This window comes from Nonomuraea sp. NPDC049684, assembly GCF_044465345.1.
Classification (GTDB): Bacteria; Actinomycetota; Actinomycetes; order Streptosporangiales; family Streptosporangiaceae; genus Nonomuraea.
The window spans coordinates 170,762-196,752 of sequence record NZ_JBITLO010000003.1; the positions used below are offsets into that span (position 1 = coordinate 170,762).

A 25,991-nucleotide genomic window follows, 5' to 3' on the forward strand; every position below is an offset into this window, starting at 1 on the left:
GAAGTCGTCCACCGAGGCCGTCGGACCAGAGCTGGCGACGGCCGACGGCCATCGCTCTCGTGCGAGCACGGAGGGTGCCGGCATTGGGAAGGCGTCGTCATCAACGCTCAACGGGCATGGGAGCGTGGTTCAGGAGGAGGCGATAGCGGCACAGACGTCTGCTCCTCGGGCACAGGGTGTGTCCGCTGTCGCGGCCGGTGCGCTTCCGGTGGTGTCGGATCTGTCGGTGTCGTCGGGGCAGTTGGCGTCCGGGTTGTGGACGTTGTCGTCGGCGACTCCGTACTTTTCTGCCTCTGGCGTGGATCCGGAGTCGCGGTCGTTGAAGCTGGAAGCGCAGGTCGAGCACGATCCGGCGGCTTCGGCGCAGGGTTCGGGGTTGATCTGGTCCGACAGCGGCCAGGTGTCGAGCGGCTCATGTTCGACCAGGAGCAAGTGCTCCCTGCAGACCCCCGCGGTGACGTCCGGGAAGTTGAAGGACGGCTGGCTGATTCGCTGGCGGGTGAGGGCTTCGACCTCGTCCGGGGCGGTGGGCGCCTGGTCGCAGTGGCAGTCCGCACGGGTGGACGTTTCCAAGCCGGTGGTGTCGGATCTGTCGGTGTCGTCGGGGCAGTTGGCGTCCGGGTTGTGGACGTTGTCGTCGGCGACTCCGTACTTTTCTGCCTCTGGCGTGGATCCGGAGTCGCGGTCGTTGAAGCTGGAAGCGCAGGTCGAGCACGATCCGGCGGCTTCGGCGCAGGGTTCGGGGTTGATCTGGTCCGACAGCGGCCAGGTGTCGAGCGGCTCATGTTCGACCTGGAGCAAGTGCTCCCTGCAGACCCCTGCGGTGACGTCCGGGAAGTTGAAGGACGGCTGGCTGATTCGCTGGCGCGTACGCGTCGCCACTTCGTCCGAGACGACAAGCCCCTGGTCGCAGTGGCAGTCCGCACGGGTGGACGTTTCCAAGCCGGTGGTGTCGGATCTGTCGGTGTCGTCGGGGCAGTTGGCGTCCGGGTTGTGGACGTTGTCGTCCGTGACTCCGTACTTCTCCGCGTCCGGTGCGGATCCGGAGTGGCGCTCGTTGAAGCTGGAAGCCGAGGTTGAGCATGACCCGTCGGTTCCGGCGCAGGGTTCGGGGCTGATCTGGTCCGACAGCGGCCAGGTGTCGAGCGGCTCATGTTCGGCCACGAGCAAGTGCTCCCTGCAGACCCCTGCGGTGACGTCGGGCAGGTTGAAGGACGGCTGGCTGGTCCGCTGGCGGGTGCGGGCCTCGACCTCGACCGGCGCGGCGGGTCCCTGGTCGGGATGGCAGGCGACCACGGTTCGGGTGAGCGGCACTGCGGGTAACGGTCTGGGCGCCGTTCCGGCCACGCGTGGAACCGATGCCTGGACGCTGGCATCGGTCACCCCGTGGCTGTACGGGAAGGTGACCGACGCGGGCGGTTCGAAACTGGTGCTGGGCGCGGAGATCGAGCATGACCCGGCGGCGACCGAACAGGGTACCGGCCTGATCTGGTCCGGCCAGGGAACCACCAGCTACGCCTCCGGTGGCCATGCGTGGGTCCAGGTGCCGGCCGCCAAGTTGACCGACGGTATGAGGATTCGCTGGCGAGTACGCGGCGTCACCACGGCAGGCGCCGAAGGCGAATGGTCGACCTGGCAGACGGCCACGGTCGATGTCAACAAGCCCGCCGTGTCCGATGCCGGTTGGACTCCGGCGACCAAGGGCACGCTGTCGTGGACGGCGTCCTCCACCACGCCCTGGGTCTATGCCAAGGTCACCGATCCGGACTCGCGCGCGTCGCGGCTGGAGGCGCAGATCGAGCACGACCCGGCCGCCGCCGGACAAGGCACGGGCGTGATCTGGGAGGGCAAGGGCACCACCGCGTACGCCTCCGGAGGCGGCGCTTGGGTGCAGGTTCCGGCCGGGAAGCTGACCGATGGCATGAAGGTGCGCTGGCGGGTGCGCGGAGAGACCACCACCGGCGTGGCCGGCCCGTGGTCCGACTGGTCTGCCTCCGTCATTGACCTACGTAAGCCGTCCGTGGAGTCGCTGGGCATGAATCCGGCGCTGCCCGGTTCGGCGGCCTGGACGGCGGGGTCGGTGACGCCGTGGCTGTATGCGAAGGTGAGCGATCCGGACAACCGGCCCAGCAAGCTCGATGTCGAGGTAGAGCACGATCCGGCCGCGGCGGCGCAGGGCACCGGCCTGATCTGGGCGGGCTCTTCCTCCAAGGAGTACGCGCCGGGGACGATCGCCTGGACTCTGGTGCCGGCCGCGAAGCTGACCGACGGCTGGCAGATCCGCTGGCGAGCACGGGCTACGACCACGTCGGGCATGTCGGGGCCGTGGTCGGCGTGGGTGTCGGCACGGGTGGACACCACGGTGTTCAAGACGATTCCGCCTGGGCCGGTGGTGAGCGAGGTAACGGCGCCGCTGGGCCAGTTGGTCTCCGGTGTGTGGATTCTGCCGAGCGTCAGCCCGGTCTTCAACGCCGCGATCTCCGATGTGGACCGGCGTCCTGGTGTTCTGGAGGCCGAGGTCGAGCACGATCCGGCCGCGACCGGGCAGGGTAGCGGGCTGATCTGGTCCGGGCAGGGCACGACGTTCGAGGAGACCTGTTTCACGGGACAGGAGTGTTCGGCTTCGCACTCGTCGCCGGCCGTCGGAGAGGTGGAGAACGGCTGGTTGATCCGGTGGCGGGTGCGTGCGGTGGTGCAATCCACTGACGGTTCTGGTGCGCTGGTGGCGGGCCCGTGGTCGCAGTGGCAGGCCGGCCGCGTGGACACCTCCAAGCCAGTGGTGTCGGAGGTGTCGGCGTGGCCGGGGCAGTTGTCGTCGAATTTGTGGACGCTGCCGTCGACGCAGCCCACTTTCTCTGCCTATGGCGCTGATCCGGAGTCGCGGTCATTGCGGCTGGAGGCGCAGGTCGAGCATGATCCGTCTGCTGCCGGGCAGGGCAGCGGGCTGATCTGGTCAGGCAACAGTGCGATGTCGACCGGGTCGTGTTCGACCTGGAGCAGGTGCTCGTTGCAGACGCCGGCGGTGGAGTCGGGCAAGTTGAAGGACGGCTGGCTGGTTCGCTGGCGGGTGCGCGTGTCCACGTCCGCCCAGGTGGCGGGCCCCTGGTCGGAGTGGCAGTCCGCGCGCGTGGACACGTCCAAGCCGGTGGTGTCGGACGCGACGGCCTCTCCGGGCCAGCTGGCGTCCGGGTTGTGGACGTTGTCGTCCACGGAACCGTCCTTCTCCGCGTCCGGTGTGGATCCTGAGGCGCGGTCGCTGTGGCTGGAGGCGCAGGTCGAGCATGATCCTTCGGCTCCCGTCCAGGGGTCGGGGCTGATCTGGTGGGCTGCCGGCGCAGAGTCGACCGGATCGTGTACGACCTGGAACTGGTGCTCATTACAGACCCCGGCGGTGACTCCGGGCAAGCTGAAGGACGGCTGGCTGATCCGTTGGCGCGTCCGCGTGGCCGCCTCGTCGAACGCGGCGGGTCCGTGGTCGGAGTGGCAGCCCGCACGGGTGGACACGTCCAAGCCGGTGCTTTCAGACGTTTCGGCGTCGCCGGGGCAGCTGTCGTCGGGCTTGTGGACGCTGCCCTCGACCCAGCCGACCTTCTCCGCGTACGGCGCCGATCCTGAGGCGCGGTCGCTGCGCCTGGAAGCCCAGGTAGAGCACGACCCCTCGGTCGTCGCGCAAGGGAGCGGCCTGATCTGGTCGGGCAACAGCGCAGTGTCGACCGGGTCGTGTTCGACCTGGAGCAGGTGCTCGTTGCAGACGCCGGCGGTGGAGTCGGGCAAGTTGAAGGACGGCTGGCTGGTTCGCTGGCGCGTCCGCGTCGCGACCTCGGCCGGAGTGGCGGGCCCCTGGTCGGAATGGCAGACGGCGCGGGTGGACACGTCCAAGCCGGTGGTGTCGGAGGTGTCGGCGTCGCCAGCGCAGTCGGCGTCCGGGTTATGGACGTTGACATCCACACAGCCGACCTTCTCCGCGTACGGAGTGGACCCCGAGGCGCGGTCGCTGCGCCTGGAAGCCCAGGTGGAGCACGACCCCTCTGCGACCACGCAGGGCAGCGGACTGATCTGGTCGGGCAACAGCGCGGTGTCGACCGGATCGTGTTCGTCCACGAGCAGGTGTTTCTTGCAGGCGCCTGCGGTGGAGTCGGGCAAGTTGAAGGACGGCTGGCTGGTTCGCTGGCGGGTCCGGGCGTCGACGTCGTCAGGGGCGGCGGGTGCGTGGTCGGCCTGGCAGGCGGCCACGGTCCAGGTGAGTGGGACTGCTGGGAGTGGTCTGGGGGCGGTTCCCGCTACCCGCGGTAGTGACGTGTGGACATTGGCGTCGGTTACGCCTTGGCTGTACGCGAAGGTGGCCGACGCCGGTGGCTCGAGGCTCGTGCTGGGCGCGGAGGTCGAGTACGACCCGGCCGCCGGGCAGGGCTCCGGCCTGATCTGGTCAGGCAAGGGCACCACGAGCTACGCCTCCGGTGGCAACGCGTGGGTCCAGGTGCCGGCCGCGAAGCTGACCGACGGGATGAAGGTCCGCTGGCGGGTACGCGGGGAGACCACCGGCGGCGTGGCGGGCTCATGGTCGGACTGGCAGGTCGGTCTGGTGGATGTCGGCAAGCCGGCGACCTCCGACGCGGGCTGGACTCCGGCGACGAAGGGCGCGCTGTCGTGGACGGCTTCGTCGGTGACGCCGTGGGTCTATGGCAAGGTCATCGACCCGGATTCGCGGTCGTCGCGGTTGTGGGTGCAGATCGAGCACGATGCTGTGGAGCAAGGCTCGGGGGTCATCTGGGAGGGCAAGGGCGCGACCGCCGCGACGTCTGGCGCGAACGCGTGGGTCCAGGTCCCGGCTGGGAAGCTGACCGACGGCATGAAGGTCCGCTGGCGAGTGCGCGGAGAGACGACCACCGGCGTGACGGGCCCGTGGTCGGACTGGAACGCCACCACCGTCGACCTCCGCAAACCGTCGGTGGCAGGCTTGTCGATGACCCCGGCGACCTGGGATTCCGGAGCCTGGACAGCTGCATCGACGACGCCGTGGCTGTACGCCAAGGTGACCGACCCGGAGAACGGCGACTCCCGGCTCGCGGTGGAGATCGAGCACGACCCGGCCGCCACCGGCCAGGGCTCCGGCCTGATCTGGACCGGCAAGAGCGCCCAGCCGTCCAACTCCGGCGACAACGCCTTGGTGCAGGTGCCTGCCGGGAAGCTGACCGACGGCATGAAGATCCGCTGGCGTGCTCGCGGGGAGACCGCCAAGGGCATCACCGGCCCGTGGACGGACTGGGTCCAGGCACGTATCGATCTCAACAAACCGGCGGTCGAATCCCTGGGCATGGATCCGGCGTTGCAGGGCTCGGCGTCCTGGACGGCCGGGTCGGTGACACCGTGGCTCTACGCCAAGGTGAACGACCCGGACCGCCGGCCCAGCAAGCTCGACGTCGAGATCGAGCACGACCCGGCTGCGGCGACTCAGGGAACCGGCCTGGTCTGGGCGGGTTCGTCGGACAAGGCTTACGCGTCGGGAACCAACGCCTGGACGCTGGTCCCGGCCGGGAAGCTGACCGACGGCTGGCAGATCCGGTGGAGAGCGCGGGCGACGACCGGCTCAGGGGTGTCGGGGCCGTGGTCGGCGTGGGTGTCTGCCAAGGTGGACACATCGGTGTTCAAGACGATCCCGCCTGGGCCCGTGGTGAGCGAGGCGACCGCGTCGGTCGGCCAACTGGTCTCCGGCGTGTGGACGTTGCCGACCTCCAGCCCGGTCTTCAGCGCCACAATTTCCGACGCGGACCGGCGTCCCGGCGTCCTGGAAGCCGAGGTCGAGCACGATCCGGCCGCGACCGGGCAGGGCAGTGGCCTGATCTGGTCCGGGCAGGGCACGACCTTCGCCGAAACCTGCTTCACCGGACAGACGTGTACCGCATCGCACTCGGCTCCCGCGGTGACGGGGGTCAAGAACGGCTGGTCGATCCGGTGGCGCGTACGCGCCGTCGTGCAGTCCACCGCGTCCCCGGGTGCCCTGGTGGCGGGTGCGTGGTCGGAGTGGCAGGTGGCACGGGTGGACACCTCCAAGCCCGTGCTCTCCAGCGAGTCGGCCTCTCCGGGCCAGTTGGCTTCCGGGTTGTGGACGTTGTCGTCCACCACCCCGACCTTCTCCGCCTACGGCGAGGATCCTGAAGTACGGTCGTTGCGGCTGGAAGCGCAGGTGGAGCACGACCCCTCTGCGACCACGCAGGGCAGCGGACTGATCTGGTCGGGCAACAGCGCGGTGTCGACCGGGTCGTGTTCGACCTGGAGCAGATGCTCGCTTCAAACCCCGGCCGTGACGTCAGGCAAGCTGAAGGACGGCTGGCTGGTCCGCTGGCGAGCGCGGGTGGCGACCTCGGCCGGAGTGGCGGGCCCGTGGACGGAGTGGCAGGCCGGCCGGGTGGACACCTCCAAGCCCGTGCTGTCGGACGCATCCGCCGCTCCAGGGCAGTTGGCTTCCGGGTTGTGGACGTTGTCGTCCACTACCCCGACTTTTTCCGCCTACGGCGAGGATCCTGAAGTACGGTCGTTGCGCCTGGAAGCGCAGGTGGAGCACGATCCCTCGGCCGGCGGTCAGGGCAGCGGACTGATCTGGTCGGGCAACAGCGCGGTGTCGACCGGGTCGTGTTCGACCTGGAGCAGGTGCTCGTTGCAGACGCCGGCGGTGGAGTCTGGCAAGTTGAAGGACGGCTGGCTGATCCGTTGGCGCGTCCGCGTGGCCACCGCGTCCGGCGCGGCCGGCCCCTGGTCGGAGTGGCAGGCCGGTCAGGTGAACACCGCCAAGCCTGTGGTCTCCGACGTGTCGGCGTCCCCGGGCCAGTTGGCTTCCGGGTTGTGGACGTTGTCGTCCACCACCCCGACCTTCTCCGCCTACGGCGAGGATCCTGAAGTACGGTCGTTGCGGCTGGAAGCGCAGGTGGAGCACGACCCCTCTGCGACCACGCAGGGCAGCGGACTGATCTGGTCCGGCAACAGCGCGGTGTCGACCGGATCTTGCCCGACCTGGAGCAGATGCTCGCTTCAAACCCCGGCCGTGACGTCAGGCAAGCTGAAGGACGGCTGGCTGGTCCGCTGGCGCGTCCGCGTGGCCACCGCGTCCGGCGCGGCCAGCCCGTGGACGGAGTGGCAGGCCGGCCGGGTGGACACCTCCAAGCCGGTCATATCCGACATCTCCGCCGCTCCAGGTCAGCCTGTGTCCGGGTTGTGGACGTTGACGTCCACCACCCCGACCTTCTCCGCCTACGGCGAGGATCCTGAAGTACGGTCGTTGCGGCTGGAAGCGCAGGTGGAGCACGACCCCTCTGCGACCACGCAGGGCAGCGGACTGATCTGGTCCGGCAACAGCGCGGTGTCGACCGGGTCGTGTTCGACCTGGAGCAGGTGCTCCCTGCAGACCCCGGCGGTGGACTCTGGCAAGCTGAAGGACGGCTGGCTGGTCCGCTGGCGCGTCCGCGTGGCCACCGCGTCCGGTACGGCCGGCCCCTGGTCGGAGTGGCAGCCGGCCACGGTGTCGGTGAGCGGCACGGCCGGCAACGGCCTGGGCGCAGTCCCGGCCACTCGCGGCAGCGACACGTGGACCCTGTCCTCCGTCACGCCGTGGCTGTACGCGAAGGTGACGGACGCCGGCGGCTCGAAGCTGGTGCTGGGCGCGGAGGTCGAGTACGACCCGGCCGCCGGGCAGGGCGCCGGGCCGATCTGGTCAGGCAAGGGCACCACGTCGTACGCCTCCGGCGGCAACGCCTGGCTACAGGTACCGGCCGGGAAGCTGACCGACGGCATGAAAGTCCGCTGGCGGGTACGCGGCATCACCACCGCCGGCGCCGAAGGCGAATGGTCGCCATGGCAGGCCGCCACCGTGGACCTGCGCAAGCCCAGCGTGGACGGTCTCGGCATGGACCCGGCCATCCGCGGCACCACCTCCTGGACCGCCGAGTCGCTGACCCCCTGGATGTACGCCCGGGTGACGGACCCGGAGAACCGCCCCAGCAAGCTGAACGTGGAGGTCGAGCACGATCCGGCCAAGAGCGACCAGGGCACGGGCCTGATCTGGACCGGCGCCTCGGACAAGGAATACGCCTCCGGCACCAGCGCCTGGGCCGCCGTTCCTGCTGACAAGCTCACCGACGGCTGGCAGATCCGCTGGCGCACCCGCGCCACCACCACGTCGGGTGTATCAGGACCGTGGTCGGACTGGGTGTACGCGACCGTGACGGCGCTGCCGTTCGAGTCGTTCTCCCCGGCCCACAACAGCCAGGTCGGCACCCTGACGCCGGTGCTCTCGGCGAATGCCCGGCCCTTCAACAAGGGCGAGGTCAAGTACTGGTTCCAGCTGTGCGCCGGCAGCGCGCCGAACTGGCGCTGGTGCAAGGACTCGGCCGCCGAGACCAAGGATTGGACCAAGGAGGGCACATGGCAGGTGAACGACAGCCGCCTGAAGTGGGGTGAGACGTACTCGTGGATGGCCAAGGCAGCCACCACGTACACCACTGTGACCTCTTCGTGGCGGACCTTCACTCCCGTACCAGAGCAGGGCAACATCAACGGGCTGCTGACCGCCGGCACACAGGACCGCGAGTTCAATCACGTTTCGGGCAACTACGGGCACACCGTGATCGACGCCTCGGTATCGGCGGTGGGGCCGCCGCTGTCGATGAGCCGTACCTACAACAGCCTGGACCCGCGCAACGACGGCATGTTCGGTGCTGGCTGGACGACCCGGTACGACATGCGGATAGAGGCGGAGCCGACCGGCAGTCTGCTGGTGACCTACCCGAGCGGCGAGCAATTGCGCTTCGCGCCTACGGGCAACGGGAGATATGCGCCCCCACAGGGGACGTTCGCGACGATGGCCGCCGAGCAGGCGGGTGGCTGGCGGTTGATGGACAAGTCGGCCACCTCCTACTGGTTCGACGCGTCCGGTCTTCTCACCAAGATCACCGATCGCCGGGGACGGGGGCAGGACCTGACACGCGGAATCGATGGCAAGCTGGCCAAGGTGAGCGGGACCGGTGGCCGGTCGTTGACATTCACCTGGGCGGGGAACCACGTGGCGAGTGTGTCAACTGACCCGGTCGACGGCAAGCCGCTCACCTGGACGTACGGCTACGAGGGTGATCTGCTGGTCAAGGTATGCCCGCCTACCTCATCGACCGCCTGCAACAGCTACAGCTACGGGACGGCCTCGCGGTACAAGAGCGTGATCACTGACTCGCGGCCGGAGTACTACTATCGGCTCAACGAGGCCGACACCCGTACCGGCACCGTCGTCGCGAACGCGGCGGGCTGGAACATCACCGAGGAACAGGCCAAGCTGAACGGACAGACGCCGGCCGACCTCAGTGTGCGGGTTTCGGGCGCGGCGGCCGGATCGCCGGACACGGCGATGCGCTTCAAGGGCATGGTCGGCTCGACCTTCGTGCAGCTGCCGCGCAACGCGGTCAGCGGCCAGGGCGGGGAAGTCGCGGTGGAGGCGTGGTTCAAAACCACAGCCTCCGGCACGGTCATCGGCATGCAGAACACGGTCGAGAATACGGAGACGCCCCGCATACCGCCGGCGGGCGATTCCACGGCTCCGACATCCATGCCAGCGGTCTACGTGGGCACCGACGGTAAGCTACGTGGCCAGTTCTTCACTGGCCTGTCCACGATCGCGCAGACACCGATCACCTCCGCCGGGGCGGTGAACGACGGCGTTTGGCACCACGTGGTGCTGTCGGCGACGGAGACCAAGCCAGCCACCAGCTCGACCCCGTCCGAGCACACCCAGACGTTGTTCCTGGACGGTATCGCTGTGGGCACGCTGGCCGGGGAGATCCAGCACGGCGACCTGGGCGAAACTCGGATTGGTTCCGGTCAGGGCTCGTCGGCATGGCCGTCCACGACGAGCGGGAGCGCGCCGTTCCCGTTCAACGGCGACATCGACGAGGTAGCGATCTACGGCAAGCCGCTCGGCGCGGCGGCCGTCCAGCGGCACTTCGCGGCAGGTAAGCCGCAGCCGCAGCTGACCAAGGTGACGCAGCCGACGGGCCGGGCGTGGGCGGTCAACACCTACGACCTTGATGGCGGCCGGCTGGTCACGCATACCGACGCCAACGGTGGACAGTGGAAGCTGTCGGATGTCGTCTATGCCAAGCAAACCACCGTCTCGACCTTCGCTACGGTGAAGGTGACCGACCCGCAGGAGAGTGTGGTCACCTACGTCGCCGATGCGCAGCGGGGCTACCGGGCTGTGTCGGAGACTGACCAGGTCGGCGCCACCACCAAGTGGGCCTACGACATCGGAGGCTACGTCGCCAAGGTGATCGACCCGAACGCCAACGTGGTCGAGGTTACCCAGGACGCGCGCGGCAACGTGCTGTCACGCCAGAGCTGCCGCGCGGCGGGCAACTGTCAGACGCAGTACTTCTCCTACTTCATCAACACCGAGGACGCCTTCGACCCGCGCAATGACCAGAAGATCTCTCAGCGTGACGCTCGTTCGGCCGCGGCCACGGACGAGCGCTACATGGTGAGTTGGTCGTTCAACGCTTTCGGTGAGCAGGTCAAGGAGACCACCCCGGCCACGCTGGACTTCCCGGCGGGACGCAGCACCTCCACCACCTACACCGACGGCACCGAGCCAGCCGAGGGCGGCGGGTCGACTCCGGCGGGGCTGGTGAAGGTCAGCAAGGATTTCAAGGGTAACGAGACACGCTTCGCCTACACCGCCTCCGGTGACCTCGTTTCCGAAACCGGTCCGACCGGGCTCATCAAGACCAATCGGCACGATGCACTGGGCCGGGTGGTGAGCACCACAGAGATCTCGGACGCTCACCCCGACGGCCTGACCACTACCCTCACCCTGGACGGCATGGGCAAGCCGGTGACCCGGACCGGGCCGGGTGTGAAGAACGACATCACTGGAAAGACCCACACCCAGCAGTGGAGCGCGACCTACAACGCTGACGGACTCGTCCTCACAGAGCAGGTTGCGGATCTGACAGGCGGCGATGAGACCCGGACGACGACATACACTTACGACGCCCACGGCAGGGTGGAGACCGTCACCGGGCCCGAGGGCGGCGTAAGCCGTACCACCTATGACAACAAGGGCCAGAAGGTCAGTACCACCGACCTGCGCGGCACCACGACCACCTATACCTACACCCCGCGTGGAGAACTGGCCACGACGGTGCTCAAGGGATGGACGGGCAGTCCGCTCGCCCCGCAGGCAGCCACCGACTTGGTGATGGAGTCCCTGGCGTACGACCCGGGAGGCCGGCTCGCGTCCAAGACCGACGCGATGGGCAGGACCACCGGCTACACATACTTCGGCGACAACCTGCCGGAGAAGAGCATCGCCAAGGCGGCCAAGCTGAACGGGTCGGCCACCGGTCGCGACGTGGTGCTGTCAGAGAACGTGTTCGACGCGGCTGGTCAGCTGACGCGGCAGATCACTGGCGGCGGGACTCTGACGGTGCAGGCCGTCTATGATGCGGCTGGGCGGATGACCTCGCACACCACTGACCCGGCCAAGCTGGCCAGGATGACCGCCTACGAATATGACGCCAACGGCAACGTCACCAAGGTGAGTCGCAGTGCTGCAGGCGCGAGCCGTACCGAAGTGGTCGAAGTCTCCTACGACGAAGGGAACCAGCCGATCCGTCAGACGGTGAAGAATGACGACGCCGACCTGATCACCACTATGAAGGTGGATGACCGGGGACTGGTGACGGAGATGGTCGACCCGCGCGGCAACGCCGACGGCGTGGACCCGGCGGCCTACGCCACCTCGGTCAGCTACGACGCGTTCGGCAAGCCGGTCCAGGTACAGCTTCCCGCGGTCACGGTCGAACGGTACGGCCAGGCCCCGGCGGTGGAGCGGCCGACGGCCCGGCTCGGCTACAACACCTTTGGCGAGCAAACCCAGCAGGTCGACGCCGAGGGGCGGATGACCTCCAGCACACTGGACCGGGCCGGGCGGCTCATCGCTCAGACGATGCCCGCCTACGCCGCGCCGGGCGGGCAGTCGATTACACCGACCCAGACCGCGACGTACGACGCGGCCGGACAGTTGATCAGCGCGACCAATCCGCGAGGGCAGACCACCACGGCCACCTATGACGCGCTGGGCCGTAAGGTGCAGGTGACCAATGCCAGGGCCGGTAATGCGCAGGCGGGTATCACCACATTCACCTACGACCTGCTGGGTGAGGTTCTGTCGACGACAGACCCGACCGGCGCCCGGTCGGAGTCGACCTACGACGATATGGGACGTCAGATCACGCTGACCACCATCGAGCGCAAACCGACCCTGTCCACGTACGTGACCAAGCTGGAGTACGACGACGCTGGGCGGTTGACCAAGAGCATTCGGCCGACAGGTGACAGCTCCACCCGGATCTACGACGCCACCGGCGGGCTCACCTCGGTGACCGACGGCGAGGGCAATACCACTACCTTCGATTACGACCTTGCGGGCCGGACGACGTCGACCAAGAACGCGCTCGGGCTTGGTTCGACAGCGGTTTTTGACCTCGCTGGGCGTCAGATCGAGACGCAGGAGGTGAACGCTTCGGGAGAGGTGCTGCGGACCAGGAAGGTTGGCTACGACCTGGCGGGAAACCTGATCAGCAGCACTACGGCTTCCGGGCACACTGTCAACCGGATCTATGACGCGGGTAACCGGTTGATCGAGCTGAAGGAGCCCGTCTCGGCGAACGAGACGATCACGACCAGCATGGGCTACGACGCGGTCGGCGCGATGACGCGCTCGACCGATGGGCGCGGTAATACGACCTACACCACCTACAACAGCCTCGGCATGATCGAGTCGTTGATCGAGCCGGCCACGGCGGCAAACCCCGATGCGGCTGATCGCACCTGGACCAACGTCTACGACGCAGCCGGGAATTCGGTGGCCAGCTTGGCGCCGGGCGGGGTGCGGATCGACCGGACCTTTGACGAGCTGAACCGACTGATCAAGCAAACCGGCAGCGGGGCCGAGGTGGACACCGAGGCCAAGAACTTCAGTTACGACCTTGCCGGGCGGCTCACGACAGCTGACGAGCTCGGGTTCGTGCACAATGACCGGGGTCTGTTGGTGAAGACCACGGGCACCGGCGGGGATATCTCCGTCTACGGCTACGATGCCAACAACCGGCTGGTGCAGCGGGTGGACGCCACGGGTACCGCCTCGTTCGCCTGGGACGACGCCGACCGGTTGACTCAGGCGATCGACCCGGTCGCCGGCAGCACGATCGATTATGCCTATGACAAGGGCAACCGGCTCACGTCGATGGCCTATGGGGCATCGGGGGCACGGCGGGCCTACGGCTATGACGCGCTCAACCGGTTGATAAAGGATGATCTGACCACTTCAGGTGGAGCGTCCCTGGCGTCGATCGCTTATGACTACGACGTGGACGACAACATGACGTCCAAGACGGTGCTGGGCACGGTGGGCGCGGGGACCCACACGTACGAGTACGACTGGGCCAACCGGCTCACCTCATGGACGGGGCCTGACGCCGTCAAAACCACCTATGAGTGGGATGCCGCAGGGAACAGGGTGCGAGCCGGGGCGAAGGTGTTCACCTACGACGAGCGGAACCGGCTCATGTCAGGGGATGGGATCACCTACAAGTACTCCGCCAGGGGGACGCTGAAGGAGTCCTCCGACGGGATGGTCCGGATGACCAAGTTCGACGCCTTCGGGCGGCTCATCAACGACACCGGCGTGACCTATGACTACGACGCGCTCGACCGGGTCTCCACTCGCACCGAGAGTGGCCAAGTCACGCGGATGGCCTACGACGGCGCCAGCAATGATCTGGTGACGGTGACCGACGCCAACGGTGTGAAGAAGGCGTCCTTCGGACGGGATGCGCTCGGCCGGACCTTGAGCTTGGCTGATACCGGGTCGGCGCAGTTGGCGTTCTGCGACTCGATCCGTGGCGACCTGCTCGCCACCTTTACAGCCGGCGGAACCTCGCTGGTCGACTCGATCGCCTACAACCCCTTCGGGGAGGTTACGGCCCAGGCCGGCGCCAAGCACACCTTGGGCTATCAGGGGGGCTACACGGACCCGTCCACCGGCAAGGTCAACATGGCGGCCCGCTGGTACCAGCCCTCCACCGGCAGTTTCATCTCCTGGGACACCCTCACCCAGAGCCCCGACCCCTCCATTCAGCTCAATCGCTACACCTACGCCAACGACAATCCCCTCACTCACGTCGACCTCGACGGCCACAAAGCAAAGACAGTAAAGGACCCCTGTACGGGCAAGAAGAAAAATTCCGCCATCTGCAAGGAAGGGGCCAAGGAGTACAAGGAATGCACAAAGGAGTACGGAAAGTCCGCGTCGGCCAAAAAGCTGTGCACGGAAATGAAAAGCGACTACTACGACTGCAGGAAGGGGGGGAATGGACAGAACGATCGTGACATCTGCGGAAGCCATGCCGATAGTTACCTGGACTGCAGAACCGGGGGCAGTTCGAAGCCGAAATCGGTGCACTCTCACAATGTCTGCGCCGGTCAGGAGAAAGAGGTCCGGCGGTGCTATCAGAAATATGATTATGGCAACGAAACGGGCTGCGCCAGTGTTCGAGGTGACTACAGGAGCTGTCGGGAAGACGTTAGATCCGCAGGGGATCCGAAAGCATGTAACGACTTCGCCGAGGCAAATCACAGATGCCGGTCGACCGCCTTGGTGGATTGCTCAGACATGCAGGGCAACTTCCTGAATTGCATCGACAAGGGATTGTCGCGAAATGAATGTGCCCTCGGTGTCGTCGCCACCACGGCCTGCCGGGAAAGCTATAGGAAGGGCGAGTTCAAGGAGCGACAGACGTGCGAAGGAATATGGTCGAACGTCATCACCAACTGTAAAGGGAGCGCCAGGGCCCACAAAAATGGCGACAGCTCCGGAAACAATTGCGTGGGATTCCACAAGTGGCAGGACGTCTCCTTCGCCGTCTGTGAAACAAAAAATGAAAAGCAGCAGTGGACGCCAGCAGACCCATCTCAGCTCATCGGAGAATATGATGCGCGTTGCGTCACGTATTTGTCGAAGGCGGACGCAAAAGCGTTGGGAGATGGTGATGGAAAGTCCGATAGTGTGTGGATCACTGTCTTCAAGGCGGGGCTGGACGCCTGTGCAGTAGGATTCTCTCTTAGTCCAAAGACCGCGCCAATAGCCGCAGGCTGTGCGGGAGTGAAGGCCATCGTGGAGCTTGTGATGGGGATCGTCAACGCAGAGCATGATGATCTTCTAAGTGCTATAAAAGCTGGCACAAAAGGGATTAAGATCATCACGGACTTGCATGTTCGCTGGGATTGCTGGCCCGGAAAGCCTGCTCAACATTGCTCTGTCATCCCTAATCAGGTGAAGGAGCTTTCCAAGACGTATGTGCCCTGGGCCTAGATCAAGAGGGACGGCGCTTGAAGAAGATCTTCTCCGCACTCATTGCCGCATTGCTGGTCGGCTTCTCTTTCTTTGTCATTTACGGCTACATAGGCCAACGGAACGCCATCGATTACCAGCGTAGGGTTCTTCTCGCCCAGAAGCTCGCTTTCCATGGAGCGGATGTGCGAGACGGTTCGCCGGACCTGGCGAAGCGAATAGGTGCACTTGCGGTAGGGATTCACGCAGACGAAGTCACCAAATCGGGATTGATTGATTCGATTGTTCCGGATCTTGGTGAAGAATTCGTCGGGGATGGCGTAAGCGATGCTCTGGAAATAAGCGGAAATGGCGCCAAAGGGCTGACGGCGGGATCTGGGAAAGTTGTCGTCTGGGAGATCGACCGGAAGTCCGACTGGCGAGACCAATCCTATCCTGATTACTCCATGGCCAAAAAAGTTGGAGAATTCAAGGGGCTCCGTGCGCACATCAACTCTCTGGCGCTGAGTTCTGATGGAACTCTTGCGCTCACTGGAGCCAGCGATGGCGAATCCCGCTTATGGAGTCTGTCCGACCCGGCCAGACCGAGACGGCTGGCAGACCTATATGATGACCGATTCGCTGGATCCGAGAACGAGCAGGGCGTCGATCACGTCGAGCTCGTCAAGAACGGCAATCTGGCCGTAACGGCCGGTGTGGATGGCCGTATTGCCATCTGGAGTCTCGCGAATCGCATGCGTCCTGAGAAGTTGTCTGTCATCACTGCTCCCGGAGCGCTGCGCGCCATGGCCGTGAGTGATGATGGGAAGACGGCGGTCTCTGTCGGTGGGCCTTTGGGGCGTCTGGAAACTCGGGTCTGGGATTTGACGGATCCAGCAAATCCAGAGCAACTGGCCGTGCTGGGAAACTCGGAGAGATATGTAGGCTCGGTGAGCCTTGATGCCGGTGGAACGGTTCTTCTCATCGGCGGGTCGGGTAAGTACATGATATGGAACCTTGCTGAGCGGGCTCAACCCAAGCTCGAAGCCGTCGTGCCTGTCCCTATCAGCGACGTGGCATCTGTATCGCTGAGTGCTGATGGAAACCTGGGACTCATTGCTGGCTATCGCTCCAGTTCGCGATTTTCGATGCTCGGATACTTCTCGCTTTGGGATATGAAAGTGAAATCACGCCCTGCTCGTATTACCGACCTGTTCAACGAGTCGAGCGTAGGTGTAGCCTCCGCGATCAGTGCAGACGGAGGGGTGGCTCTGACTTCTCTCGACGCTGGATCGATCTGGGATTTTCGCGATCTGGAAAAAATCAGAAAGGACCCTAAGGGGTATGTCTGCTCTCAGGTGAACGATGGATATCGTCTGAGTCGAGATGAATGGAATCGTTACGGAGACCCGGCGATGTGGGAAGAGTATGTGACTAAAGAGAATGGCGACTCTATTCAAATCTGTTGATCGCAATGCGCGTATTGAGCACACGTCGGTGAAGGCTCTTGTGAGGACGACATGGGCGAGGTCAAGGAGCACGCCCGATCACCATGCCGTATCTCCTTCCCCTGATTGCCGGAACTTGTCGCATGCCACGCAAATGGCCTAAGCCTGTCTCGAAGTGTTGATCAACGGCGTGTCGTAGCCGGACACGCAGAGAGGTCTCCGGTAAAGGGTTCAACGACCAAGAAGAAACAATAACCCGGAGACCTCGTGGCCACCTTAGCGGTGACACGGCGGTTCGACCTCACCGATGCGCAGTGGACGTGGCTGGAACCGCTGCTGCCGGTACCCAAAAGGCCAGGTCGGCCGCCGCGGTGGAGTAAACGGCAGCTGATCGACGGGATCCGCTGGCGGGTACGGGTGGGCGCGCCATGGCGGGACGTGCCGGAGTGTTACGGCTCCTGGCAGGCGGTCTACAGCCTGTTCCGCCGCTGGCAACGCGCCGGCCTGTGGCAGCAGATCACCCGCCTGCAAGCCCTGGCCGACGCCCGAGGCCTGGTCGGCTGGCAGGTCGGGGTGGACTCCACCGTCTGCCGCGCCCACCAGCATGCGGCCGGCGCGTCGAGGCGCGGCCAAGCGCAGGTCGAACCACCCGGCGGAGTACAGGCCGAACCCGCCGATCACGCCCTAGGACGTTCCCGGGGCGGTCTGTCGACCAAGCTGCATCTGGCCTGTGAACAAGGTCAGCGTCTGCTTGCCCTGGTGGTGACAGCCGGGCGGCGCGGCGACGCGCCACAGTTCCCCGCGGTCATGGCCGCTATCAAGGTGCCCCGGCTCGGGCCCGGTCGCCCGCGCCCCCGGCCCCGAGATCGTCCGGGCTGACAAGGCGTATTCCTCCCGCGCGATCCGGCAGCACCTGCGCGCCCGCAAGATCCGGTGCACCATCCCCGAGCCGGCCGACCGCGTCGCTGCCCGGCGACGGCGCGGCAGCCGCGGTGGCCGCCCGCCGTCCTTCGACCCAGACGACTACCGCGCCCGCTCAGCCGTCGAGTGCGGCATCAACCGGCTCAAACGCCATCGTGGCATCGCCACACGGTACGACAAGCTCGCCGTCCGATGCGAAGCAACCGTCCACATCGCCGCTATCAACGACTGGCTCACGATCCTTTGAGACAAGCTCTAGCAGGGGTATGACTTGCGCGGGTGCGAAGTCGGCAACCGCAGGCACCTGGGGCCTCTCCCCGAAGCGTGGACACCTTGGCCACCGGATGACGGAGATCCGGAGACGAGGAGTTCCACGGGGCGATGAGGTCATGCCCGCCGGAGTTCAAGGCGGACGCCGTTGCGTTGCACCTCACATGCCGTCCGCGCTCCACCGGCCGGCGGAGCGGCTGCGGACGGGGAGTGACGAGGTGACAGGGGCGGGGATGGGAGGCCGGGGAAGGGGGGCAGGCACGGTGGAGGGGGAGGGCCCGGGAGCCTGGCCGGGGTGACGGCATGACAAGCCGGAACCCGCCGTCCTTGGCCAGGCGGCGGGTACGGGTCGGCTGCGGGGGTCAGCGCAGGGGGAAGGCGCGGGTGGTGGTCTGTTCGACCCTGTTGCCTCCGGTGTCCCAGGCTTCGGCCTTGAGGGTGACGGCCCTCTTGGTGTCGGCGAGGGCGGGGTAGGTGAGCGTGGTGGTGTAGACGCCGGTGCGTACCCTGCGGACCTTGGCGTCCTTCCAGGTCCGGCCGTCGTCGGTGCTGTAGGCCAGCTTCAGCCCCGCGACCGCGGGCATGCGCTCGGCCGACGGGGAATGGGTCACGTCGATCTGGAACGTGTGCCGCCCACCGGCGCGTACGGTGTTGTCCAGGGCCTGGGTGTCACCCAGGTCGTACCCGACGAACACCAGCGGTTGCGGGTTGCACGAGCCGGACGTTCCCATGATCGGGTGGCAGTCGGTCGTCGGCGGGACGGTGTCCTTGTCGCGGGCCTTGGAGTGGAAGGTCCAGACGTTGGCGTTGCCCGAGCCGCTCTGTTCGAGCCGGTAGACGCCTTCCTCCTTGGGCAGCGTGAACATCGGGACCGCCGCGCCTGCGATGCGCGGGAGCTCCTTGCCGTCCCTGGACAGCTTCACGTCGGCGTTGTAGAGCCCGCCGGGCCCGGCCAGCCGCCCGTCGCCGGTCACGTACGTGTAGGCGGGCAGGAACGTGTCGCCGAGCCGGCACATCGCGCACAACACCTTGTTCAGGACGCCGGGGACCTCCGGGATCACCATGCCGCCCGGGGTGGCCGGACCGGTGCCCCAGCGCATGGTGGCCCTGCCGGGCTTCTCGATCGTCGTGTCCAGCCCCCAGGGCCTGGTGCTGGTGCCGATGACGCTCCCCTTGCGCAGGGTGTCCGCGCCCGACACGCTGAAGTACTCGATCCGCCTGGAGGGGGCGGCGAAGTGGAAGGCCGTCGCGAACGACACCCGCTGCAACGGCTTGAGGCTGTGCCAGATCTCCATCTGGCTGTCGAGGCTCGTCGGCGCGTGGAACGAGGTGTCCACGGCCCGCAGCCGGCCGTCGGTGAAGCGGTAGACGGGCTCGGGGACCCTGCCGTCCTCGTAGTCCTGGAGCTGGTAGGTGTAGTCGACGCTCGGGTTGTTGGTGATCTCCAGCGTCACCGGGCCGTCCGCGAGCCGGGCGCGGAGCTTGTCGCCGACGGCCTTGAAGACCTGGATCACCGGCAGTTCCGGCTTCTCGTCCCCGCTGGGCCAGGTGGGGATCGAGCAGCCGGGGGCCACGACGTTGGCGAACAGCACGATCCCGGCGGCGCCCGCGGCCTTCAGCGCCCGCACCCGATCGAGGTCGGTGAGGCATGTGTCACTGGGGTCGATCGTCATCAGCGCGAGCTTGCCGCGCAGGTCACCCTGAGGGTTCGCGCCGCCGCCGACGTACGCGAGGTCGTAGCGGTGGGTGCCGGCCGGGAACGGCATCTCCCAGCCGAGGTCGAAGCCCAGCCCACCGTCGAAGTACTCGTAGGTTCTGGCGTCGATCGCGTACCGCTGCGGGCCCACGGCGCGTACGGCCAGTTGCGGGTTGGCGGCCGTGGCGCTCATCGAGAACAGCAGCTTGCCCTTGGTGACCTTCTTGGTGGGGGTGATGTACCAGTCGTTCATGCCGAGGGCCCCCATGTTCCCGGAGGTGATGGGGGTGCCGTCCCAGGCCGTGCGCACGAGGGAGAAGCTGCCTCGGGCGTGCCGCCAGTCGATCGGCTTGGGCGTCGTGAAGCGCAGCAGTTCGGCTTCGCGGGCGTCGAGGGTGATCTCGGCGCCCTTCTCCGGCACGACCACCTCGGGGTCGTACAGCTGGGCGACCGGGGGCGGCCCGCTGTCGACCGTGTTGTGCTGGATGCCGGCCTGGACGCTGTAGGTGCCCGGTTCGAGCATGTAGCGGTAGACGCCGTCGGCGACGAACGTGCCCTGGGCGGGGCTGAAGCTGTCGACGACGTCGACCGCGCTCGCCGCCACCCAGGTCAACATCGGCGACGGCGGATTGCCGTACCTGTCGACGAGGTGCACGGTCAGCGGCACCAGCTTGGGCCCTCGGCGCAGCCCCACCGGGGTCGTGACGCGCGTGCCGGACGGCCCCGTGGCCACCACGGCGCCGGTGTGGCCGCCCTTGGGCAGGCCGTCCGGGTGCAGGGTGACGGTGACGGACGCGGTGCCGCCCGCCGGGACGGTCACCGACGGGGTGCTCAGCGTCAGCGTGTCCTTGTTCTCGCCCAGGGTGGCGGCGAGGGTCAGCGTCACCTCGGCGGTGCCGTCGTTGGCGTAGGTGAGCGTCTTGTCCGCGGTGTCGTTCACGTCTACCGGGACGATGCCGTAGTCCAGGTTCGGCGTGGTGGAGGTGACGGCCTGGGAGACGGCCCTGGCCACGTCGACGCGACCGGCGCCCTGCTCGTAGGCGGAGAATCCGGCGTCCTTGGCGGTCGACATCAGCGCCGCCTTGAGCCGCTGGCCGTCCCAGGACGGATGCTGCTGGGCCAGCAGCGCGGCCGCGCCCGCGACGTGCGGGGTCGCCATCGAAGTGCCGTTCAGGCTGCTGTACAGGTCGTCGACCGGGCTGCCCAGGGACGTGCCCGCGGCGCGGGCGGCGACGATGCCCACGCCCGGGGCGGCGATGTCCGGCTTGAGCGCTCCGTCGACGGCCCTCGGACCGCGGCTGGAGAAGCTCGCGAGCTGGTCGGACTTGTCGGTGGCGGCGACCGTCAGCGCGGACGCGGCGGCGCCGGGCGCGCCGATCGTCTCCTTGCCGGGCCCGTCGTTGCCCGCGGCGATCACGAACAGCGCGCCCGTCGAGGCGCTCAGGTCGTTGACGGACTGGGACAGCGGGTCGGTGCCGTCGGTGGGATCGCCGCCGAGGCTCATCGAGACGATTTTCGCCTTCTCCTCGGTGGCGGCCCACTCCATGCCGGCGATGATGTCGGAGACGCTGCCCGAGCCCGAGTCGGCCAGCACCTTGCCGATGACGAGCCTGGCGCCGGGGGCGACGCCCTTGCGTGAACCGTCCGAGCCCGCGCCGGAGCCCGCCACGGTCGCGGCGACGTGGGTGCCGTGGCCGTGGTGGTCGGTCACCTCCTGGCCCTCGACGAAGCTGCGGCTGCCGGCGATGCGGCCGGCCAGGTCGGGGTGGGTGGCGTCGACGCCGGTGTCCAGCACGGCGACCGTCGTGCCCGAGCCGTCGAAGCCGGCCTTCCACGCCTCGGGGGCGCCGATCAGCGGCACGCTCTCGGCCAGGTCCGCCTTGACCTTGGCGTCCAGCCAGACCTTGCCGACACCGCCGGCCAGCGTCGTCCTGCCGGTGGCCGCGCCGCGCAGGGTGGCCCAGAACTCGTCCGCCTTGGCCTTGTCGACCGTGAGCGCCGTGCCGTGGATGCTCGGCAGCGACCGGGTGGCGGTGCTGTCGGGCAGGGCACGGGCGATGCTCTTCTGGGCGCCCGGGTACTGGACGATCAGCGGCAGGCGGTCGGCCGTGCCGTCGGCGTAGCCGTTCTCGGCCAGGTAGCGCACGTCGAACAGCTTGCGGTCCAGGACGCCCGCGTCGAGGGCGGGCTGGGCGTCGGCGGGGATCACGAAGACCCCTTCCGGGCCGGACTCGCTGCGGAACAGCGGGACGTGACCGTCGGGGCGGCGGACGGCCTCCGGGGTCGCGGTGTAGCGTCCGCCGTCGTCCCTGGTGACCCGGACGGTGTCGCCGGTGATCAGGGTGAGGTTCCATTCGCCGCCGGCGGCCGCGGGGAGCGCGACGACGCGGGGGTCGCCGTCATCGGGCGCGGCGAGGGCCGTCGCCGGGGTCAGCAGGCCCGCGGCCAGCGCCGCTACGGCCGCGCCCGCTAACACGCGCGGCCACGGCCGCCTTCTGGTGGTTGGCATCGGGGGTTCTGCCTCTCTCCTCATGCGTCGACCCAGCCCTCTTCGAGTTCGGCCTCGGGCTCGGGTGTGTCCTGCTCGTCCGTCGGATCGGGCTCTTCGGGCATGCGCCTAGCTTCACAGGAGCGACAGAGGGCTACCTATGGGGCAAACACCCCAATAGTCAGGCGTCGAGTCGGTGCGCCAGCCCGGCCCGGGAGCGCAGGCCCAGCTTGCGCATGGCCGACCCCAGGTGCTTGTCCACGGTCTTGGCCGACAGGAACAGCTCCCTGGCGATCTCCTTGTTGGTCAGCCCGGTGGCGGCCAGCCTGGCCACCGCGTCCTCCCTGGGGGAGAGGGCGGACCCGTAACCGCGCGGGCCGCCGCGGTGCCGGGCGGGCCCGGGCAGGCCCCAGCGCCTGCTCAGCCGGCCGGCCCGGTCGAGGTCCCAGGCGGCGCCGAGCCCGCCGTACGCGTGCAGGGCGGCCTCCAGCATCGACGGCCCCCGCTCGTCACCGGCGGTGAGCAGCAGCCCGGCCGCGTGCTCGCGCGCCTGCGCCGCCTCGTACAGCGCCCCCAGCCGGTCGTACGACGCCGCCGCGTCCACGAAGCGCACCGCGTCGGCGGACAGGAAGCCCCACGCATGGTCGAGCGCGGCCCGCGCGAGCGGCGCGTCCAGCGCGGCGAGCTCGCCTTCGAGACGTGCCACCAGCTCCCCGGCCTCCTCGGCCCTGCCCAGCCCCACCAGGGCTTCGGCAAGCGCAGGAACCGCGCGGACACCCACCGGCCACAGCCCCTTGGCCGCCCACAGCGAGAACGCCTCGCCGGTACGCGCCACCGCCTCCCCGGCCCCGTCCTGCGCGACGGCCAGCCGCAGCAGCGCGCTCACCGGCAGCGCGAGCACGTCGGCCGCGCCCGCCTCCAGGTTCGCCCGCACCAGGTCGCCGAGAAGCGCGGCGTCGGCGCGCCCGCGCGCGAGGGCCAGGCAGCCGGCCACGGTGTCCGCCGTGAGGCGGTAACTCCGCAGGTCGGCGAAGCGGACCCGCAACGCTTCCAGCTCGTCCTCCACGCCGTCCCACGAACCCCGGCAGTACGCCAGCGTCGCCAGGTTCAACCGGCACCTGGACTCGATCAGGCCGGTGACATCGTGCTCGGCCGCCTCGGCCAGCGCAGCGTCCAGCAGACGGTGCGCGGTGTCGTGCTGTCCGGCCAGGCAGGCGACCTCTCCGACGGATTCGTAGGCCACCACCTCCCACCGGTTGGTCGGACGCCCGCCGGTCAGCGCCACGACCTGCCCGGTCAGGCTCGCCCCGCGCGGGTCGCCGACGAGGGTCAGCACCATGGCGACCTTGCCGAGCACGGAGATGCGCCGTTCAGGCTCCGCGATCTCGTTGAGCCGTTCCAGGGCCCCGTCGAGCCAGCGCAGGTGCTCGGCGAGCGGGACACCGGGGGTTCTCGGCATGCCCAGGGCCGCCATCGCGTAGGCGGCGAGCACGGGCCGGTCCGCGAGATCGCCGACGGCCTCGGCCATGGCCCGGCGGGCCAGCTCCGGCGAGGCGCCCCCGGTCTCCAGTTTCAGCCCGATGAGGTAGTTCAGCTCGCCGCGCACCGGTCCGGGCGGCTGGCGATCGGCAGCGCCGCGCAGCAGGCCGATGAGCTCGTCGGCGGCCAGCGCGTAGCCGCCCGCCCAGCCCAGCTTCGCCGCGAGCCTGCCCTCTCGCGCCGGGTCGAGAGGCGCGTGCCGCAGCACCGCCTCCAGCAGGCGCTCGGCCTCCGCGTCGTTGGCCAGTGCCACGGCCTGGTCCGCCGCCTTCTCTGCGGCCTCCACCCAGGCGTCGAGTTGACCGGCATGGTGATGGTGGTGTGCGATCTGGCCCAGAGGTGTGGGACTCTGCCCCGCCACCGCCTTGGCCGCGCGGACGTGCAGGTCCTGGCGTCTGGACAGCGGGATGCTCCCGTACACCGCCTGGACTGCCAGCGCGTGCCTGAACCCCGCCGTGCCGCCCCGCTCGACGAACAGGCCGCGGTCGAGCAACTCGTCCAGGCCTTCGCGGGCGTCCTGCTCCGGCACGCGGCAGGTGGCCACGAGCTCCCGTACCGGCACGGCCACCTGCAGCACCGCCGCGGCCTCCGCCACCGCCTGCCCGTTCGCGCTCAGGCCGCGCACCCGCTCCAGCACCGAGTCACGGACCCCGGCCGGGACGCCGAGCTCGTCGAGCGTCTTACGCGCCCATCTGGTGCCGCGCTGGACCAGGACGCCGCGGGCGCGCAGCAGCGCGACCAGCTCCTGGATGGCGTACGGCAGGCCGGATGTCCGCTCGCACAGGTAGGCGGCGAACTCGTCCGACACCTGCGCGGTCCCCAGGATCGAGGCCGTCAGCTCGTTGGTCCGCGCGGCGTCCAGCGGGGCCAGGGCGAGGTGGGCGTGGGTGAGCTCCGGCCGCAGCCGTGCGGTGAGCGCCCGCAGGCCGGGACCGGCCTCCTCGGCACGGAAGGTGAGCACGAGGCCGAGTCCGGGCGGCGGGTCGCTGAGCAGGTAGCCGAGGAACTCGATCGTCTGCTCGTCGGCCCAGTGCAGGTCTTCCAGCACCAGGACGACCTGGCCGAGCGCGGCGAGCAGTTCCGCGAGCCCGCGGAACACGCGGTGCCGCAGCCCGGCGGGGTCGTCGAGCGGGCCGGGTGCGGCCGGCAGGACGGCGGCGAGTTCGGGCAGCAGCGGGTGCAGAGCACCGGTCACCGGCGACAGGCCCACCGCGGGAAGCTTCCCAGCGGCGCCGCGCAGTGCCTCGATGACGGGACCGAGCGGGAACGGCTCACGGATCTGCGCGCATCCGCCGACGAGCGTGGGCCGGTCGCGCAGCTCGACGGCGGCCGCCAGCTCGCCGACCAGCCGCGTCTTTCCGATGCCCGCCTCGCCCTCGATCATGACGACAGCCGGGGGACGCCTCACCGCCGCCAGTAACCGCCGCAGCTCCGTGTCCCGGCCAACGAGAATCGGCGAGATCACGCGCTCCGCGGCCACATCGGCATCGTCCATAATCGAGCAATTGAAGCGCCGACTACGTGAAATGTCACGTCTTGTCGCAGGCCCGGGTAGCCCAGACCGGGATGGGTCAGTGACAGGCCGCGGCGCTTAGGCGGGTGGCGGTCGCCCTGTCGAGCCGGGCGCCGCTGGTGAAGAAGGATCGCCCGGGTGTTCAGCCGGCCGTGCGGAACTCGAAGAGCCGCGCAGCCTGGGAGGCGGTGAGGTGTTGCGTGCGTCCGGGGACGTCGTGCACCAATGACACGCCTTCTGCGTAAAGCTGGTCAGGGCCGGCGTGCATCGCCATGAGCGCGGCGTATCGGGAGACCTCGGCCGCCGGTAGGGCCTTCCGCCGTTCCTGGTTCTGCTCCAGCAGGACCTCCTCGGGCTGGGTGAAGCGCAGTGCGGTGACCGGCATCTGAAACCTGTCCGCGATGGCGAGCAGCCTGGCGCGCGCGTGGTGGAGCACGTTGGTTGACTCGGCGATCACGGTGCGGCCCGTCGAAAGTCGCGCAGTGATTCGGCGATCTCGTTCCTGGAAGATCTGGGGGTCGGCTGACTCACGGTCGACAGCAGTGGTGAGGTAGTGCTCGGCGATGGTGTCGCTGGACACGATGGCCTCGGGATCGATCCTGCCCTGGTCGACCAGCGCCCGGCTGAAGGAGCTCTTGCCCGAGGCCGGCGGCCCGACCAGCAGTACGAGCCCGACAGGGATCCAGACTCGTTCGGGTTGTCTGCCGTCGCCGGCGCCGTTGCGGATCTCGCGCTCGAAGGCCATGGTC

7 protein-coding genes are annotated in these 25,991 nt (G+C 68.0%); 3 read left to right on the plus strand and 4 right to left on the minus strand.

What is annotated here, in order from left to right; genetic code table 11:
- Positions 1-129 precede the first annotated feature (129 nt).
- Positions 130-1,314 carry a hypothetical protein gene (locus ACIBST_RS11090; protein ID WP_397170895.1) on the minus strand — a complete coding sequence of 395 codons (1,185 nt, stop codon included), beginning with the start codon at positions 1,312-1,314 and terminating at the stop codon, positions 130-132.
- On the opposite strand from ACIBST_RS11090, the gene ACIBST_RS11095 reads away from it, so the two are divergent.
- The 3 genes from ACIBST_RS11095 to ACIBST_RS11105 all read left to right on the plus strand — a co-directional run bounded on the left by ACIBST_RS11095 (position 1,304) and on the right by ACIBST_RS11105 (position 17,983).
- The gene (locus ACIBST_RS11095; protein WP_397170897.1) at positions 1,304-15,409 is read left to right on the plus strand and encodes an RHS repeat-associated core domain-containing protein; all 14,106 of its coding nucleotides are present in this window, start codon (positions 1,304-1,306) and stop codon (positions 15,407-15,409) included. The two genes, ACIBST_RS11090 and ACIBST_RS11095, sit on opposite strands and share 11 nt — an antisense overlap.
- A 17-nt stretch (positions 15,410-15,426) precedes the next feature.
- Positions 15,427-16,836, plus strand: coding sequence for a WD40 repeat domain-containing protein (locus ACIBST_RS11100; RefSeq protein WP_397170898.1), 1,410 nt, complete (start codon positions 15,427-15,429; stop codon positions 16,834-16,836).
- A gap of 261 nt (positions 16,837-17,097) precedes the next feature.
- Positions 17,098-17,983 (plus strand): IS5 family transposase gene (locus ACIBST_RS11105; RefSeq protein WP_397171639.1). Its coding sequence is split into 2 segments (ribosomal slippage): positions 17,098-17,691 and positions 17,693-17,983, totalling 885 coding nucleotides; the frame shifts between segments, so codons are not numbered across the junction.
- A 385-nt stretch (positions 17,984-18,368) separates the two neighbouring features.
- On the opposite strand, the gene ACIBST_RS11110 is transcribed toward ACIBST_RS11105, so the two are convergent.
- From ACIBST_RS11110 to ACIBST_RS11120, 3 genes are all read right to left on the minus strand, one after another.
- Positions 18,369-22,211 (minus strand): S8 family serine peptidase, encoded by a 3,843-nt coding sequence (locus ACIBST_RS11110; RefSeq protein WP_397170899.1) that lies wholly within the window; start codon positions 22,209-22,211, stop codon positions 18,369-18,371.
- A gap of 160 nt (positions 22,212-22,371) precedes the next feature.
- Positions 22,372-25,224, minus strand: a complete 2,853-nt coding sequence (locus ACIBST_RS11115) for an ATP-binding protein (RefSeq protein WP_397170900.1) — start codon at positions 25,222-25,224, stop codon at positions 22,372-22,374.
- Between the two features lie 160 nt (positions 25,225-25,384).
- A complete protein-coding gene (locus tag ACIBST_RS11120) occupies positions 25,385-25,987 on the minus strand; it encodes an AAA family ATPase (RefSeq protein ID WP_397170902.1) in 603 nt (200 codons plus the stop codon).
- Between the last annotated feature and the right edge of the window lie 4 nt (positions 25,988-25,991).

Excerpts from the sequence above, each read along its gene's own strand:
- ACIBST_RS11110 (WP_397170899.1), bottom strand. The coding sequence starts at position 22,211 with ATGCCAACCACCAGAAGGCGGCCGTGGCCGCGCGTGTTAGCGGGCGCG.
- ACIBST_RS11115 (WP_397170900.1), bottom strand. The coding sequence starts at position 25,224 with ATGGACGATGCCGATGTGGCCGCGGAGCGCGTGATCTCGCCGATTCTC.
- ACIBST_RS11120 (WP_397170902.1), bottom strand. The coding sequence starts at position 25,987 with ATGGCCTTCGAGCGCGAGATCCGCAACGGCGCCGGCGACGGCAGACAA.